This is a genomic window from Echinicola arenosa (assembly GCF_014841125.1).
Classification (GTDB): Bacteria; Bacteroidota; Bacteroidia; order Cytophagales; family Cyclobacteriaceae; genus Echinicola; species Echinicola arenosa.
Genome location: NZ_JACYTQ010000008.1, coordinates 190,152 through 206,863, shown reverse-complemented (window position 1 = coordinate 206,863; position 16,712 = coordinate 190,152). Strand labels below are relative to the sequence as shown.

General features: G+C 41.3%; 14 protein-coding genes. 7 read left to right on the top strand and 7 right to left on the bottom strand.

All coding sequences use genetic code 11. From position 1 onward, the window contains the following. Nucleotides 1-81 precede the first annotated feature (81 nt). Nucleotides 82-279, top strand: a complete 198-nt coding sequence (locus IFO69_RS19065) for a hypothetical protein (protein ID WP_192011728.1) — start codon at nucleotides 82-84, stop codon at nucleotides 277-279. A gap of 347 nt (nucleotides 280-626) precedes the next feature. On the opposite strand, the gene IFO69_RS19060 is transcribed toward IFO69_RS19065, so the two are convergent. Next, a complete protein-coding gene (locus tag IFO69_RS19060) occupies nucleotides 627-3,461 on the bottom strand; it encodes a glycoside hydrolase family 2 TIM barrel-domain containing protein (protein WP_192011727.1) in 2,835 nt (944 codons plus the stop codon). A 193-nt stretch (nucleotides 3,462-3,654) separates the two neighbouring features. Here IFO69_RS19060 and IFO69_RS19055 point away from each other — a divergent pair, with 193 nt between their 5' ends. The 5 genes from IFO69_RS19055 to IFO69_RS19035 all read left to right on the top strand — a co-directional run bounded on the left by IFO69_RS19055 (nucleotide 3,655) and on the right by IFO69_RS19035 (nucleotide 8,695). After that, nucleotides 3,655-4,395: a FadR/GntR family transcriptional regulator gene (locus IFO69_RS19055; RefSeq protein WP_192011726.1), complete on the top strand. Its 741-nt coding sequence runs from the start codon at nucleotides 3,655-3,657 to the stop codon at nucleotides 4,393-4,395. A gap of 2 nt (nucleotides 4,396-4,397) precedes the next feature. Beyond that, entirely contained in the window at nucleotides 4,398-5,033 is a 636-nt protein-coding gene (locus IFO69_RS19050) for a bifunctional 4-hydroxy-2-oxoglutarate aldolase/2-dehydro-3-deoxy-phosphogluconate aldolase (RefSeq protein WP_192011725.1), read from the top strand. After that, nucleotides 5,026-6,186, top strand: a complete 1,161-nt coding sequence (dgoD, locus tag IFO69_RS19045; protein ID WP_192011724.1) for a galactonate dehydratase — start codon at nucleotides 5,026-5,028, stop codon at nucleotides 6,184-6,186. Before IFO69_RS19050 ends, dgoD begins: the two co-directional genes overlap by 8 nt. A gap of 145 nt (nucleotides 6,187-6,331) precedes the next feature. After that, a complete protein-coding gene (locus IFO69_RS19040; RefSeq protein WP_192011723.1) occupies nucleotides 6,332-7,654 on the top strand; it encodes a GntP family permease in 1,323 nt (440 codons plus the stop codon). Nucleotides 7,655-7,657: 3 nt separating this feature from the next. Continuing rightward, on the top strand, nucleotides 7,658-8,695 hold the full coding sequence (locus IFO69_RS19035; protein WP_192011722.1) for an SMP-30/gluconolactonase/LRE family protein: 1,038 nt from the start codon (nucleotides 7,658-7,660) through the stop codon (nucleotides 8,693-8,695). A 48-nt stretch (nucleotides 8,696-8,743) separates the two neighbouring features. Here the strand turns inward: IFO69_RS19035 and IFO69_RS19030 are convergent, their stop codons facing one another. From IFO69_RS19030 to IFO69_RS19005, 6 genes are all read right to left on the bottom strand, one after another. After that, nucleotides 8,744-10,762, bottom strand: coding sequence for a TlpA family protein disulfide reductase (locus IFO69_RS19030; RefSeq protein WP_192011721.1), 2,019 nt, complete (start codon nucleotides 10,760-10,762; stop codon nucleotides 8,744-8,746). A gap of 91 nt (nucleotides 10,763-10,853) precedes the next feature. Further along, complete coding sequence (locus IFO69_RS19025) at nucleotides 10,854-12,113, bottom strand: TlpA disulfide reductase family protein (protein ID WP_192011720.1); 1,260 nt, start codon at nucleotides 12,111-12,113, stop codon at nucleotides 10,854-10,856. Nucleotides 12,114-12,447: 334 nt separating this feature from the next. Beyond that, nucleotides 12,448-13,125 carry a hypothetical protein gene (locus IFO69_RS19020; protein ID WP_192011719.1) on the bottom strand — a complete coding sequence of 226 codons (678 nt, stop codon included), beginning with the start codon at nucleotides 13,123-13,125 and terminating at the stop codon, nucleotides 12,448-12,450. After that, complete coding sequence (locus IFO69_RS19015) at nucleotides 13,109-13,489, bottom strand: GntR family transcriptional regulator (protein WP_192011718.1); 381 nt, start codon at nucleotides 13,487-13,489, stop codon at nucleotides 13,109-13,111. Before IFO69_RS19015 ends, IFO69_RS19020 begins: the two co-directional genes overlap by 17 nt. 1 nt (nucleotide 13,490) lies before the next feature. After that, a complete protein-coding gene (locus IFO69_RS19010) occupies nucleotides 13,491-14,360 on the bottom strand; it encodes a hypothetical protein (RefSeq protein WP_192011717.1) in 870 nt (289 codons plus the stop codon). Nucleotides 14,361-14,364: 4 nt separating this feature from the next. After that, on the bottom strand, nucleotides 14,365-15,201 hold the full coding sequence (locus tag IFO69_RS19005) for an ABC transporter ATP-binding protein (RefSeq protein ID WP_192011716.1): 837 nt from the start codon (nucleotides 15,199-15,201) through the stop codon (nucleotides 14,365-14,367). Nucleotides 15,202-15,339: 138 nt separating this feature from the next. Between IFO69_RS19005 and IFO69_RS19000 the strand changes: the two genes are divergently transcribed. Beyond that, a complete protein-coding gene (locus tag IFO69_RS19000; protein ID WP_192011715.1) occupies nucleotides 15,340-16,608 on the top strand; it encodes a phospholipase D-like domain-containing protein in 1,269 nt (422 codons plus the stop codon). Nucleotides 16,609-16,712: the final 104 nt, after the last annotated feature.

The window sequence follows — 16,712 nt, the reverse complement described above, 5'->3', positions numbered from 1 at the left end:
AGTATCAAATGGCGTTTACAAAGCAAACAATTTCGTTTCCGACCCAGAGGGTTGGGGAATTAAACTAACTGACTATCCGCAATGTTGCAGGTAACCAAATTCAATACTGTTTTTCCTTTATTGATCTTTCCTACTTTTTCCATTGATGAAAAAGTAGGCAAACCTAAAGGCCGGCAGGCAGGAAATCTAGGCTATGGAGCATCCCGTACAGTGGTCGGGACAGGTCCTTCAAATAGAGCAAATTTTGTTTTCGATTACGGTTCTTTTGACTCAATTTGATTTTGTGCCAGTTGCTGTCGGCTAAAAATGAGTGGATCTCGCTCGTCCACTTCACGAGCTAACTCATTTTCTTAACACCTCCATCAACTGTCCCAAAACCGAATGCTCCAAAGGCCTATAAAAGGATTTCCGTTAAATATTTCGTTTCTCTAATATTACGTGCAAAGTCCCGTATAGTCAGATTAAACTATATGTATATCCGCAATTTTACCAGTAAAGATTAAAAGCGAATCGAAACAACTCTTATGATTAAAGTATCAGCTGCTTCGGTCTTCAGACTTCAACCTTCCGACCACTTGAGCAAAGGATTTATGGTTACTGGCATCTTAGCGGATAATCAGATTAAACTATTCTTGGAGGATGCCAAAATAGAAATAAAGGGTCCGATTGACAGGGCCATTGAGATAGGTATTTTCACCCATGGGACCATAAACGGATGCCCGGCCTGTAATTCCCAGTGCCAGTTTGCTTCCCAAGGCAGGAATGCCATCCAAAAAGGAAATATCGCCGCTAGGAAGGGTGGGATAGCCCCTTGGTCCAGAAATCCCATAGAAGTCAAACAACCTCACATAAAGGTTGCGTTCTTTGGCCACCACATAGAATTTGCCTTGGGCGGTATTGATCTCCATCCAGGAAACATCCCCAAAGTAGCCTTTGAACTCCGGGTAATCCCAAGGAGTAGCTCCCGTGTGGGTGTCGTTATAAAGGTTCTGATGTTGGTCAAATCGGCCTTGGGGACGGTTTTTCCATACCCTATAAGGGCCCTTGCCCAGCCATTTGGCACTGATGACATTGGATTCCGGGTAATCAAAACTGATGCCCGGGTATGCATATTTTCCTTCTGGAAGTTCGTATTCATAATTTAGCCTTACCCAGCCATTGGAAGCAATGCGCCATTCCGCAAAGTTCATAGGTCCTTCATAGTTTACTTTGAAGACCGCATCTTTGCCCTCTTGCTCATAAGTTACCCCAGTGACCTGGCTGCTTCCTTCTGTAAATACCGGACCATTTTGGAAGGAAAGCTCTGGGCCGGATGGTTTTTTGATTTTCACCAACATCCCGTCAGCCTTGTTAAAGGTCAAAGCAAAACCTCCGCCACTGATGGTCAGCAAGCTGTCTTGATCCTCTATGGCGGTATCATTTTCCCCTTGATTAGCCATGATGGTTTGCGCAATCAATGTTTTATTGGGCTGTAATGGCCATGACCAGGTATAGATTTCCTGACCTTGGGGATCATAAGCGGTCAACATCAAAGCTTCCTGTGCTTTCCAGTTGGCTGGCAAAGGAAGGTTGAAAGCTGTACTGTCGGTGGGTGCTAAATCAGGGCCTTTTAATTCACCAGAATTAATTACCTCTAGGCCGGTTTGTGCTGCACCTATTCCCTTGAACGTAACCAGTTTCCACTCAAAGTTGATCTCATTGAGGTTGGTGAAATGATAGCGGTTTTCCAATTCCAAGGTCCCGTCCCAAGCATCCAATTCGGGTACTTCATGGATTTTGATGGGCGAATAGATTTCCCGAATGGCGTAAAAGCTACCTTCCTTTTGACGGAAAGGACCCACCAAACCATCAGGGGCATTCAGTCGGTTGACATCAACTTTGTTGTGGATATCTGTACGGATGATTCCCTCATCGGCAAGCACCCACAGGAAGCCTCCTCCTGACATTTTGGAATCCCACATCAGTTCCCAATAATCGGAAAGTCCGGAAGCTCCACCGCCATCATCCTGCCCATGTAAAAATTCCGTGGGCATGTAAATCAAGGAGTCTTTCAGTTTGTTTTGAAGGCTTTTGTAATTCTCATAGTGATCAGTGTCGACCCCATTGTGTGCATTCCCAGGGCGGTGATGGGCATGTAGCACTGGCCTTTTGGAAGGATCATACAGGTCAAAATCATCATCCAGTTCCTTATTAGTGCCGCCTTCATTGCCATTGCTCCAGAAGAGGACGGAAGGGTGGTTTAAGTCCCTTTCAACCATTTCTTTCACCAACTTGGCACCAGGTTCCGTATCATAAGCATTTTGCCATCCCGCGAGTTCATCCATCACGTAAAGACCCAAGGAGTCGCAGTAATCCAAGAAAGAAGGGTCTGGTGGATAATGGGACATCCTTACTGCATTCATGTTCATTTCCTTGATCATCAGGACATCATTCAAGTCGATTTCCGGGGTGAGTGACCTGCCTGTTTCTGGCCAAAAGGCATGTCTGTTGACCCCTTTGAGTTTGATCTTGGTGCCATTCAGGTAAATGCCGTCTCCCTCTTTGATTTCGATGGTCCTAAAGCCAAATCGTTCGGTAAGGGTATGGATAGTTTCCCCATTTTGTACCAAAGCCACTTGGACATGGTACAAGTTTGGCGTCTCAGAAGTCCATGTTTGGATATGGTCAAACTGCTTGGACAATCGAATCGTGGAATTGCCTTTTTTGACTTTTTCAGTGATTGCTCCTAGGGTTTGGCCTTTGTTGTCCGTCACGATAGCCTGTAGCTCAGCATTTTTTTCCAAGCCATTGAGGGTTACTTCTGTAGCAAATGATCCATCAGCTGCTGCGATAATAGCAGCTTGCTGGATATGTTGTTGGGGCAGTGCCTGCAGGTAAACTGGTCTGAATATTCCTCCAAAGATCCAGTAATCTGCGTAACGTTCAGCCCGATTGACCGAGTGATCTGCAGACATTTTACTGACGGTCACCTCGATCAGGTTTTCTTCCCCAAACTTGAGTTTGTCTGTGATGTCATATTTAAAACGGTAGAAAGCTCCTTGGTGTATTTCTCCTGCCGATTGGCCATTGATCTTGACCTCTGTATCGGTCATGGAGCCTTCAAATACGATTTCCACTTTTTTATTGCTCCAATCAGCAGGAACCTCAAAAGTGCGCTTGTACATGCCTTTTTCATCTGCAAATCGGAAACTTCTGCCATAGGTGACATAGTCCCTACCATAATTATAAGTACCAAAACCTTCCTGTTCCCAGTGGGCTGGCACGGCGATTTCGGTCCAGTAACCACTGTTTCTGCCACCTGTGCAGTAAAAATCCCAATCTACAGTATGCTTGCTGTCTTTGCCACTGAGCAGCATTTTCTCTGTTTCTTGGGCGGTAAGTTGAAGTGAAAATAAAGTCAATAAAAAGCTTAATCCAAAGGTCAGCCCTTTTTTATAAACTGTCAGGTTATTAGGTTTCATGTAAATGCTATGTTTTATCACGCTACAAAGAAATGAGAAATTATGGGACAACTGTTCTGATGTGGATGGATCGATAGTTGGCAGATAGACGACAATAGAATTGAGATTTGAGCAGCATCTAAAGCTTATGAAAACAATAGGGTATTTGTATGATGTATGACAAATTTATAACTTAAGGAAAATTTAAGAGTACATGACATTTCAGCAGATAGGACAAGCAAAATCCCTGAGCCAAAGGGTGGAAGAGGAACTTACCCGGGCCATTCGGGAGGGAGAATACCGGCCCGGACAAAAAATCCCCACTGAGCATAAGTTAGGGGAGATTTTCCAGGTGAGCCGTACGGCCATTCGGGAAGCCATCAAAACCTTGAGTGCAAAAGGAATAGTGGAAGTACGAAAAGGTAGTGGGGCTTATGTTTCTGAAATCAGCGTACAGAATGCCTCCAATATGTTGAACATGTTTTTTGAGCTTTCCTCAGATACCGACTTGATGCTGCAGACTATTGAGGCCAGGCGGGTTTTGGAGCCTAGAATTGCTGCCGAAGCAGCGATAAAGCGAAATAAGGAAGACTTGCTGCTGTTGGAGCAAAACATGATAAAAATGAGGGACTGTCCTTTGGAGGACAAAAAGGTGGAAGCAGATTTGGATAATGACTTTCACCGAATTTTATTGTCGATTACCGACAACAAAGTATTGGAATTATTGCTGGGGCCTCTTTTTAGCCTTATGCCGAAATACAAGATGAATGTTTTTGCCAAGCCAGCATCAGGAAATTTGGAAGCAGAAAAGGCCATTATGCTTAAGCATCACCAGCATATTTTAGATGCAGTCTCCAGACAAGATCCTGCGGGTGCCCATGAAGCGATGGAAAAGCACCTGCATGAAACCCGTAAAAACTTCCTTCACTTTACCCGATCCGTTGATCGCGCCTAGCCATGAACAGAAACGAAATTCTTCAGATTATTCTTCAGGAAAAATTGATTGCCATCCTTCGGTCCAAAAATACCGAAGAGATGGCCACCCTAGTCAGTGGTCTGGTCGCAGGCGGTGTCAAGGTATTGGAAGTGACTTCCAATTCCAAAGATTTTGAGAAAATGATCGCTGAAAACCGACAGCGTTTTCCTGATGTTTTGATTGGAGCAGGAACCATTGTCAATGGGGATGTGGCCCGACAGGCGGTAGCGGCTGGAGCTCAATTTCTGGTTTCACCCAACACCAATGCTGAAGTGATTGCAGTGGCACATGTGAATAATATTCCCGTGGTCATGGGGGCATTGACTCCCACAGAAATCGGAGAAGCTTTGGATAGGGGAGCAGATGTGATCAAGCTCTTCCCTGCTGGAAACTTTGGGCCAGGTTATTTGAAAGCCATCAAGGCTCCCTTCGACCAAGCGCCTGTTTTTGCAGTGGGAGGGATACACCTGGACAATTTGGAAGAATGGATGGATGCCGGCGCTGATGGGCTAGGTTTGGGGAGTGTGTTGACCCAATTTGGAGAAGAGCAAATCACTGAAGCATTGGTGGCAGAGAATGCGCGGAAGTTTATTGAAAAAATGAAGCGATATGCATAAAGATCTCAAAATAGAAGAAATAGTCCTTTACAAAGTGCCTCCTCGGTGGCTTTTTGTGAAAATTACCACCCAATCCGGCCTTGTGGGTTGGGGTGAGCCAGTGGTAGAAGGCAAGGCAGATACGGTGGCGGCCTGTGTGGAAGAAATGAAACCGTACTTGTTGGGAAGGTCTGCCAATGAAATAGAGGATATTTGGCAGGTACTTTATCGTGGAGGATTCTATCGGGGCGGTCCGATTCTGATGAGTGCCATTTCCGGTATTGACCAAGCGCTATGGGACCTCAAAGGTAAATACTTGAATGTCCCTGTTTACGAATTGCTGGGAGGTGCGGTGCGTCAAAAGATGAAGATGTATTGCTGGATTGGTGGAGATCATCCAGAAGTGGTTTTGGAGCAGGCACAGGAAAAGGTTGATGCTGGCTATAAGGCAGTGAAGATGAATGCCACGGGCGCCATGGAATGGGTTGCTTCTGTCCGGGATGTGAAGAAAGTGGCGGACAATATCCGATTGATCCGTGAAACTTTTGGGGATAAGCTCGATGTGGGCTTGGATTTTCACGGTCGCGTCCACAAGCCGATGGTGAAAAGGTTGATAGATGAATTAGGGCCGTATGATCCCTTATTTATTGAGGAGCCCGTCTTGCCGGAAAACAATGATGCCTTAAAACATATCTATCAATATTCTTCTATTCCGATCGCTACAGGAGAGAGGATGTTTTCCCGTTGGGATTTTAAGGAAATCCTGCATCAGGGAGTGGTGGACATTATTCAGCCTGACCTGAGCCATGCAGGGGGCATTTCGGAAGTCAGGCGGATCGCTGCGATGGCGGAAGCTTATGATGTGACACTGGCGCCGCATTGTCCTTTGGGCCCTGTTTCCCTGGCAGCAGCCCTACAAGTGGACTTTGTTTCAGCCAATGCCATCATTCAGGAAAGCAGTTTAGGGATCCATTACAATAAAGGCTTTGACCTGTTGGACTATGTGTCCAATCCGGAAGTCTTTGCGTTGGAGGATGGTTGCATTCGGTTGTTCAATAAGCCTGGCTTGGGTGTGGAGATCAATGAAGAAAAGCTAAAAGAAGGGCAAAAAATAGGACACGCCTGGTCGAATCCCATTTGGAGAAATGACGATGGGAATTTTGCCGAATGGTAATTACTGGATTCAAGATACTAGACTTAAGATGTTAGATAAAAGACGTTAGAAGTATGAAGAGAGAGTTGGAGAAGCGGATATACAATATTTGACTTTAGGCATTGATTTAACCCTAAAAATAACTAACCCATAACCCTAAACACCCATGACCTATTTGATCGCTTTGGTGATTTCCTTAACCCTTCTGGTGCTGGGGATCGTGAAATTCAAGGTTCACCCTTTTTTCATGCTTCTCCTGACGGCTTTGGCCTATGGATTTATATCCGGTATGAGCTCAGTGGAAATCATCGATGCGGTCAATAATGGTTTTGGGGATATTTTAGGGAAAATAGGACTCATCATTCTCTTTGGGGTAACCATTGGAACCATCTTGGAAAAGTCGGGAGGGGCTTTGGTCATTGCCAACCGTATTTTGCAATTGATCGGCAAAAAATCATTGCATATGGCCATGATGCTGACCGGCTATTTCCTTTCCATTCCGGTTTTTGCAGACAGTGCCCTGATGATGATGAACCCTTTGAATAAGACCCTTTCCAAGAAAGCCGGAGTTTCCTATGCCGGAACAACCGCGGCCTTGGCCATGGGCTTGACGGCTTCCCATGTGATGGTGCCACCTACGCCGGGACCGATTGCGGCGGCCGGGATATTGGGCGCCAACCTCGGTGATGTGATCAGCTGGGGGCTACTGGTCAGTGGGCTTTCCTTGTTTACCTGCTATTGGTACGCGGTGAAGGTGACCTCCAAACTCAAATTGCCCATTACAATGGATGTGGTGACTGCACCAGCGGAGCAACCTGGACTTTGGAAGTCGGTTATGGCCGTGATTGTTCCCCTGATTTTGATTTTGATCAAGTCGGTATTGGAATATCCATCGCTGGAACTAGAACCCAATTTCTGGGTAAATGTATTTACCTTTTTAGGAACGCCCGTAATCGCTTTGTTTGTTGGCGTCCTCTTGGCTTTGACTCTTCCCAAAAAACTGGATGAGACAGTTTTTGCCTCGACAGGCTGGATAGGAGAATCCTTGAAAGTGGCCGCACCTATTATTTTGATTACGGGAGCTGGGGGGATTTTCGGTAAGATGCTCCAAAACTCGGGCATTGCAGAGGTGATTACTACTGGATTTGATGGGGCTAAATGGGGCTTGTTTTTCCCTTTTTTATTGGCAGCCTGTCTGAAAACCACCCAAGGTTCTTCAACGGTGGCTTTGGTGACCACGGCTTCCATTTGTGCGCCACTGATGCCAGCTTTGGGCTTGAACCAACCCTTTATGCAGACCATGACGGTGTTGGCCATAGGGGCAGGCTCTTCGGTGGCTTCCCATGTGAATGATAGTTTCTTTTGGGTTTTGACCCAGTTGACTGGTATGAGTGTCAAACAAGGGTATCAGGTACAGACAGCCGGAACCTTTATTTTTGGCACCACCGCCATGTTTTTGATTTTCCTGATCACTCAATTAATTGGATAGAAAATGAAATACCTGTTGCATACCTATTTGTTTTGGGGACTTGTTTCCTGTGCGGCTCCCCAAGAGTCTTCGACAAAATCTGATGAGGCAAATCCGTCTCAAACTGATCGAAAAGCTGATCGCTTTTCGATAGAAATAATGGATAAGGCCGCTGCGGGGATCATTGATTCCACGGCATCCATCCAAGTCATGGCGAGTGGCTTTATATGGACAGAAGGCCCTTTATGGATAGAAGAGGGGCAGTACCTGCTCTTTTCGGATATTCCCCAGAATAAGATCTTTAAAATGAGCGCAAAAGGGGATACCTCAACCTATTTGCTACATTCGGGTTTTGCTGGAGAAGGGTTCTACAGCAACGAACCTGGTTCCAATGCCTTGTTGCTAAATGATCGGGATGAATTGGTGTTGATGCAGCATGGAGAAAGGAGGGTGGCCAAGATGAAGACGGGGCTGGATGCCCCAAAGGCCAGCTTTGAAAGTTTGGCCGATAACTACCAAGGCCAGCGGTTGAACAGTCCCAATGATGGGGTTTATGATGCAGCAGGCAATCTTTATTTTACGGATCCTCCTTATGGACTTCCTCCACAATATGCTGGAAAGGAACTGAATTTTCAGGGGATTTATTGTTTGAAGAATACGGGTGAATTGGTCTTGCTGGATTCACTTTCCCGACCCAATGGCATCGGCTTGTCGCCGGATGGACAAAAATTATATGTGGCCAATTCTGACGAGAAACATGCTGTTTGGTACCAGTATGATGTGGTGGAAGCTGGAAAAGTAAATAATAAAAAGTTGTTTTATGAGGTGACGGATTTAATTCAATCCGGAGGGGGCAATGGTTTGCCGGATGGACTGGAAGTAAGCCGAGAAGGTTTTGTATTTGCTACTGGCCCTGGAGGTCTTTGGATCTTTAGCCCAGAAGGCAAGGCTTTGGCCAGGATCCACACCGGACAACTGACCTCCAATATTGCCTTTACCCCAGACCAAAAACAAATTTACCTGACTGCTCATCAGGATATTTTAAGGGTAGATTTAAAGTAAAAGCCTATCGAAAAAGGATTCCGATAGGCTTTTTTACCAAAATGAAAATTAGTTAAGGTATTCAAAGATGAGGTCTTTGATTTGTGAATTAGGTATTCTAAAATTATTTCGAACGACATTACCTTCTTTGTCAACGAGTGTATAATGGGGCAAACCGGAGACCTGAAACTTGGAAGAAAGGTAGTTCCATTCATCAGCGGTCAGCCTAAAGTGCTCTCCTTTAATATCAGGGATTTTCAAGTTCCAAGCCTCTTCTGGTGAGCTTTGATTGGTGATATAGACAAAAACTACGTCTTCCTCCTTTATTTCTTCTTTTAGGGGAGCGATAGCCTCTATATTTGTAATGCAGGGACCGCACCAAGTAGCCCAAAAGTCCACATATACCACCTTTCCTTTAAACTTGGCCATCATGGAATCAAATAATTTATCAGCTTCAGTTTTTGAAGTTGTATTAGTGTTTGGGGCTGTAGTAGCTTTGTTATTCTCTTGTAAAACTGATAATTGTTCTTTGAGGTGTTGATTAGCTTCTAAGAGGTGATCAGCAATAAACTGATATTTAAAAAGTTCGGGAATCTCCCGTTCTTGTTCAGGAGTATAAGGGGTATTTCCTTGTTTCAATATATTATGCTTTTCCTGTGAGATCATAATTTCAGCTAAAAGGCCTGGCTCCAGACCAAGATTCTCTTTCAAAGCTTGTTCAATCCTTTCCTTTAAACTGGATTCATAAGTATCTCTAAGCAAGCTGCTGTTGCCTTTAAGTATAGGGTCCAGTAAATCTTGAGAAGCCTGGTAGACTTTAAAAGACTTATCACTTGGACTTGCTGCATATGACCTAACGGCTATTCTTTGCTCCTCTGTAAGCGGGATTTTTTTCTTATCAATTTCCTTTTCGAGGTTCTTATAAGGGTATTTATGGACTGATTTAATGATTACATCTGTGGATGCCAATTGTTTAACCAGGTCAATGTAGTAAGGTACAATTAGATTATAGGGATTGTTAAGGTCAGCCTCCTGTAAAAATGACTGGAGTTCCTTTCTCAGCATATCCATGTCCTTTGTGGTTTGATTTTGGTTTGAGGGTATTTCGTTTTGGACTCCATAGTCCATTTGTAAATTCTTTTCATATCTAATAATTTCTTCCAATACCAAAAAATCAATACTTCTTTCAATTATGAATTGAGCTTTTTTGCTGATATGGAGGTCCTTTTTATATTTATCATACTTCTCCTTTTCCTTATCCCTTATTTCCAACATAGCACTTATATAAGTCTCTTTATCCATTTCCGATATATTGGAATTTAATTTTTTAATGTTTGAATAATCAAATAGTCCGAGATATTTTAAGTCTTTGTCCATTTTGGCATTGGTTCCCATAAAATAATAGGGTGGTTTTGCTATTTCGATAGGATTTGACTTATCAAGGGCAATATCAATAAACTGAAAGGTTGTTTTTCCAGGTTCCAAATAAATGGAAAAATATCTTCCCAACATTTCTCCATATCCTATTGTAGGTGAAAGAATGGGGAATTTGGCATAGAAGGTACCATCTTCTTGGATAGTTATGACGGTGCTGTTAGCGTTTTTACTAAGGATATTGTACATATTGATCATACCTGTTTTGTTCATTTCGGGACTATAGCCCTTAATGTAACCTTTGAATATGGCGCTGTCTTTCCTGAAAATTTGCTCTTCAAAGAAATTATCTTCTTTAAGTTTGTAGTCAGGGTTTGTAGTGGAATTTCGACTATAAAAATTCATTGTATTTGGAGCGGTGCCTATTAGCATTTTCCCATTTTTACCTTCCTCGTAGAAAAGAGATTTCGGTCCTTCTTTAGTTTTGTAAGTGATTTCTCCTTTTTTCTTTTTGGATTTGACCTCTATGACCGAATACACTTGACTGTCCATAATCAGTTTGTCTTTATCAAAGCCATATACCCATTCATTGCTGCCATCTGTTTTAAGCCAGTTTCCGAGTAAAGCAGGAGGGAGAGGAGAGTTTTCGTTCTGAGAAAATACAGTCAAATGACTTACTACAAAAAGTAATAAGGTTAAAAAGGAATTTTTCATGAATAATTGTATAAAGTATCTAATAATATCTTTGATTGTTGGTCATTGAATCGGACTGAGACAAAGTCAAGCAATAAAATAATGACCTGGATTATAAATGTTGCTGAATAAAGTTTTCCACTTCCTCAGCGGATGGGTCTATCGCGACAATAGTTCCTTTTTGATCAATTAGAAAAGTTCCACCACCAGAAAAAGGGATGTTATATTTTAGCCAAATATCATTTTTGTCATCTAGTTCTACGAAGTTTTTCCAAGGGAATTTTTCTCTTGCCAAAGCAATTTCCAGTTTATTGGTATTGTCAAATTCTCGCGCAACTCCAAATATGGTGAAGCCTTTATCTTTGTATTTTTCATAGATAGGAACCATGGTCCTACTTTTTACAATGCATGGCCCGCACCATGAAGCCCATAGATCAAGTAAAACAATTTTCCCTTGAGTGCTTTGGTTCAAAGAAACCAAGTTGCCTTTTAAGTCGGGCACTTTTATTTCTATGGCTTTTTCACCCACTTTTACAGCATCGTGACTTTCGATAATTTGGCCAACTGTTTTTGTGTAAGGGTGTTTGGGGAATTCTTGTGCAAGTTTGATATAGTTTTTTCTAATGCTAACTACATCAAAGTCAAACTGATCAATTCCTCTAACTTCTTCATAAAGTAAAAAGTAAGCCAGTTCATTGTTGTTTTGCTTAATGTATTCCCTTTTGGATGCCCAGTAGGCTAAGTTTAAGCTATCTGTTCTTATGGCCAACTTTTTACCTTCTGAGGTCTTATCTTGATGGTTTTTTGATAATTCCCGAAGTTGGGCATAGATCGAGTTCCTTTCTTCTGGAGAAGCACTTTTTAATTGGCTAATGAGTTGTCTGTGAGCATCATTATTGAAATTGTTGTTCTCCATTAATGCCCTTCGCTCGGCGGATATTTTTTCAAATGGGGTTTGGAATTTATCAGTCAATTGGTTTTGTAATGCCACATAAGCTTGATTTATTTTTCCTCCTTCTATCTTGTTCTTGTCAAACTCTTCTGATGGGTTTAGCTCAAAAGTGATCAATTCCTGATCTGGGAAGAAGGTAACCGGCCTCCAAGAGCCCTTTTCCATTTCATCCTTAAATATCAATTGGTAAGCCTCAATTTGATTTACTTCAAAATGGTATTCAAAACTACCATCTTCAAGAATAGGAACAGTGGTATTGACAGATCTGACGTCTTCCGTTTCTTTGATAATGTAAATTGCCTTACTGTCTCTATTAATGACTTTTCCTTTTAAGGTACATGTAAATGGTTGTGCCATAGAAGTAGCAGAGAAGAGGAAAAAACAGAGATAAAGACTTGATAAGTATTTAATTGAAATCATAATTAAAAATTAAGTTTGAGTATTGAGTTTAAATATTGATGAAGCAGTTTTTCTGATCTAGTATTGTGTAGCTGGGTTTTGTCAAAAGTGATTTTCTACACGAGATAATGTTATTGCAATTAGATTTGAAACAGTTAATAAAATCATTAAAAGATTTTAAATAAGTAATAAAATGAAAGAGTTAGGAAAGATAGTAAAAGAAATTAATTGGCAATTAATTTATTAGGTGAAAAGTGGATTGTTTTACCCATTAGTGGTGAGGCGTAATTCAGCTGTTCGGGAATAAAGTCCCGAACAGCATATGAAAAGTCATGAATGTTATAGTTATACTTAATCAATACAGGTTGACCTTGGAATTATTGTCTTTTTCAATATTGATCTGGTTGGGAGATGATTGTTGAACAGTGATCTTACTATTGGTCATTTTTAGGTCCAATGTTTTATTGTTGTTTCTAATAAAAGCTTCAGACTGATCGAGGGATAATTCTAAGGAGTCAATATGGTGGATAAAATTCTTGGCGTTTTCAGATGATTGCAAGGTCAGCTTATTTATCTTAAAATTATTATTCATGTCTAATCTTCCACCTCGGTTCCAAACCTTTAGTTTTTGATATTCACCTTGGACAAAAACATTACTGTTTTGGGTCATAATTATACTTTTTAGGTCTTTTACATCAAGGGTAATAGATTGGGGATATTCTTTACCTATATCTTTAAGACTAATAAAGCAAGTATCATTTTTTACATAGACATTGTAATTAACTTCAATAGAATCTTTATTGCCAATTATAGATACTTTTGATAATTCATTAGACCTAACAGTAACCCTTACTTGGTTTGTAATTTTAAGATTAGAAAAGCTTTCATCTAATGTGAATTCCTTTAATGGAATCAAAGAGTTTCTTTTCTCTATATGAACTTTGCTATAATTATGTGCAATCACTAAACAGGTGGTTTGTAGGGTTATTGCAAAAAGGACAAAGCCTAATAGTATTTTATTGCTGGTCTTCATTGGTAGTTTCTTTTAGAGCGTTTAAAATTGGTTTGAGATCATCTTTGGACAATTGGAGCAATTTTACCTTATGCACCAGTTGGGGAAGTTCCTGTTGAAGAAACGCTTCCTTTTGTCTCTGATGGATTTTTAAGGCAGCTTTTTCGGCCACAAAGAAGCCTATTCCCCGCTTATTGTCCAGGATGCCCTGGTCCTGCAAAATGGAGTAAGTACGCATCACCGTATTTCGGTTTACCTCCATTTCCTCTGCCAGTTCCCTAACAGAAGGCACACGGTCTCCGGGAGCAAATTTCTTTTGCAAAATTTGCTCGCAAAGCCAATCGGCTATCTGAAGAAAGATATTTCTGGATTCGTTAAACTCCATCTTAGACCTCCTTTTCTTTAAATCTAAAATAGGTTGCTACCCATAAAACAACAGAAAAGAGTATTCCAAAGATTAATGTTGTAAACATGGTCAGCGGAATTAGATCGTTAAATAGTTTGGGGGCATTTATGTTTAAGTTAATATCCCAAAACCCTCTTTGAGTCGGGTTTAGTATGTTTGAGAGAATGACTAAATAAATGAATACAATTAAGATCAGCCCCATTATACTAAGTGGACCAAGCAATATATTCCAACGCTTGAAAATTGTACCACCAAAAAATACTATTGAAACTGTTAAAGTATACATCGCAACAACAAAAGATGAGTTGAGGGTAAAGGTTTTGGGATTATTTCCAATAAATTGTTTGAAAGAGAACTTTTCAATTTGAGGGAATAATGATGGTTTAAGATTATTAGAGGAGAGATAATATTTATGAATAGCCAAATAAATTTCACTTGTTATATCCGCAGTAAATTTGAAAAGAATAGGGTAGAGAACGAGAAAAAGGAAAACCCTGACTCCCCATTGTAAAAGGAATTTTTCTAAATTAGAACTGGGTAATAAAAGGTGTATTAAAGTTTTCTTTTCGTTTTTTAATCCTGGAAAGCTATTCCCCACAATGGCAATTCCATAAATAACAGCTCCCAAGAAGAGAAAGATGTTATAACTGTTACTTTTAAAAGGAACTGAGGTAACCGAGTATCCATGGCCCATCTTTATTTCTCCTGGAAATGCAATCCATAAAACGGTAGCAATTCCCAACATCGCAACCGGAAGGGTAGCAATATAGTGAAGCTTATTGCTATTAAAATCGTATTTAAGCAGGTTCCAAAACCGACTTAAGCTAAAGAATTCATTTTGTGTAGTCATGTTCTCAGGCGTTTACAGGTTGTGGTAAATAAAGCTGGTTGCTGATCACAGCGTTAAAAAGGAGTTCCAAGGAAACTTGGGAAGCTTGTTGGCCAGGTTGAAGCGGCGCAATGAAATAATGGCCTCCCATGCTTTTTTCTGCATAAACACTGGTTTCTGATGGCGTTGCTGAAAATCCAAAATGCCATTGGTCTGCAATATCCAGCATGTTCTGATCAAAAATGACCTTACCCTGGTTGATGATGACGGCCCTGTCGATCAGGTTTTCTACATCCTTGACTTGATGGGTGCTGATGATAATGGTTTGGTCTTCTTGCATGTGTGCAGTGACCAGCTTTCTAAACAGGCTTTTGGAAGGAATGTCCAGTCCATTGGTGGGTTCATCCAAAAGTATGGTCTTGCAGCCAGAAGCCAAAGCAAAGGCAATCAACAATTTCTTTCTTTGACCATAGGACATACTGCCCAGTTTTTGGTCGAAGGGCAGGTCAAAGGCTTTTTGCAATTCTGTCATTTTATCGCGGTCAAAATGAGGATAAAATGGTGCCAGTGAATTAATGTATCGTTGGGTTCGCGTCTTTTCCGGTAGGAAGTTTTCTTCTGGCAATAGCATCAAATCTTGCAAAAAGAAAGGAGAACGGTTGAAGGGCTTGAAACCATTGACCTGAATCTCGCCTTTTTTGGGATTGAGTAGTCCACTGATCAATCTCAGTAAGGTAGATTTTCCCGCACCGTTTTTTCCTAAAAGCCCAATGACCTGGCTGGGCTGAACTTCCCAGTCCATTTGATCGAAAAGTTGAGTTTGCTTCCTATGGGCATAACTCATGTTTTTTAGTAAAATCATTACTTAGTGTTTTAGTGTCATAGTGTATTATGACACTAAATAATGAATTTAATTTTCAGTCTGCAAATCTTCGAATGATTTTTTTCGGAAGTTTTAAGGCAGGGGATCAGAATTTTTTAAATTGTTTATTTTAGGAAAATGATTCAAGCGTATTTTTCATGCAGTGATGACCCCGTTTCCCTTCAGGAAAGAATGTTGATGGAACTGGAGGCTGTTTTGGATTTGAAAGAACAGCGTGTTCAATTGGATATCATGATTTTTTCCTTTACGGATGAGTTGATATACAGGAAGTTGAGGGAGCTGTTGCTTTTATGTCCTCGCTTGGAAATGAGGATATTGGCTGATTGGGGTAATATATCCAGGGACAAAGACAGAAAGTTGGCGATGCTGGTGGAGGAGGGACATCCCAATTTACGTGTTCGGCTTAAATATGATTTTCCTTATCATTGGAATCAAGATAGTCAGGAGTTGGAATGGGATTATAAGTCCAGTTATGGTTTTTTGCACCACAAAACCGTGATGGTGAGTGTAGAAAGTAGAGCAAAGGTGATGCTGGCAGGGAGTTATAATTGGACCAAGAAATCCAATAGGAGTTATGAAAACCTGCTAAAATTCGCGGCTTCACTCGCTACTGATGCGCTCTTTGATGCATTTAGGAACGAATTCAATGCCATATGGGAAGGAAATGGGCTTTCCCTTACTTTCTTTGAAGCGCAAGAGCATGTTCAAATGATCGAGGCAGCTAATCGAAAGGGCTATTTTCCTGATCCCGCCAAAGCTATTGCTGCTCGAATGGTTGAAGGTCAATTTTTTGGGGAAACTAGAAAAAGGTTTGTAGGGAACGATTCATTGGTGGCTTTTTCCGGAATGAATCCTTTTGACCAAAAAGTTTATCCTGGTTTTGCCTTCCCGAATAGGACCAGAAAATTTCTGTTAAAAAAAGATGGCGGCTCGGAAAAGGAAGTGCCATTGGATATCACCACGGTTTCTTTGGATATCATTAAAAGGGCCATTCCCCAAACGGTACTTAAAGTGGCGATGTTTGCCTTGTCAGCTCGAGTGGCAGAATTCAATGCTTTATTAGAAGCTGCGAGAAGAGGAGTGGAGGTAAAGGTTATTTTGGATAGAGGGGCTGGAAAGACCACCGCAGATCGCTTACAGGAAATAGCATCTCGAGAGCATATTCCAATTACGGTAAAGATGGGGAAAAGGATGATGCATCAGAAATACATCGTTGACCTCACCCATCAAAATGTCATGACTGGAACGGCCAATATGACGATGGATGCGATAGGGAAGCATGCAGAACATCGGTTTCTATTGAAGAATAATCCTGTTGCGCAAAGATTCTCCGATAATTTTGATTTGATGTGGGAAAGGATTGGATTAGGGAGCTATAAAAAATGAGACCGGAGAGCGTGTCGCTGACTCCGGTCATTATACCTTGAAAATAATGCATGGACTATCTTCACATCTAAAGTAACTAAAATTTGTATCGAATCAAAATTAAT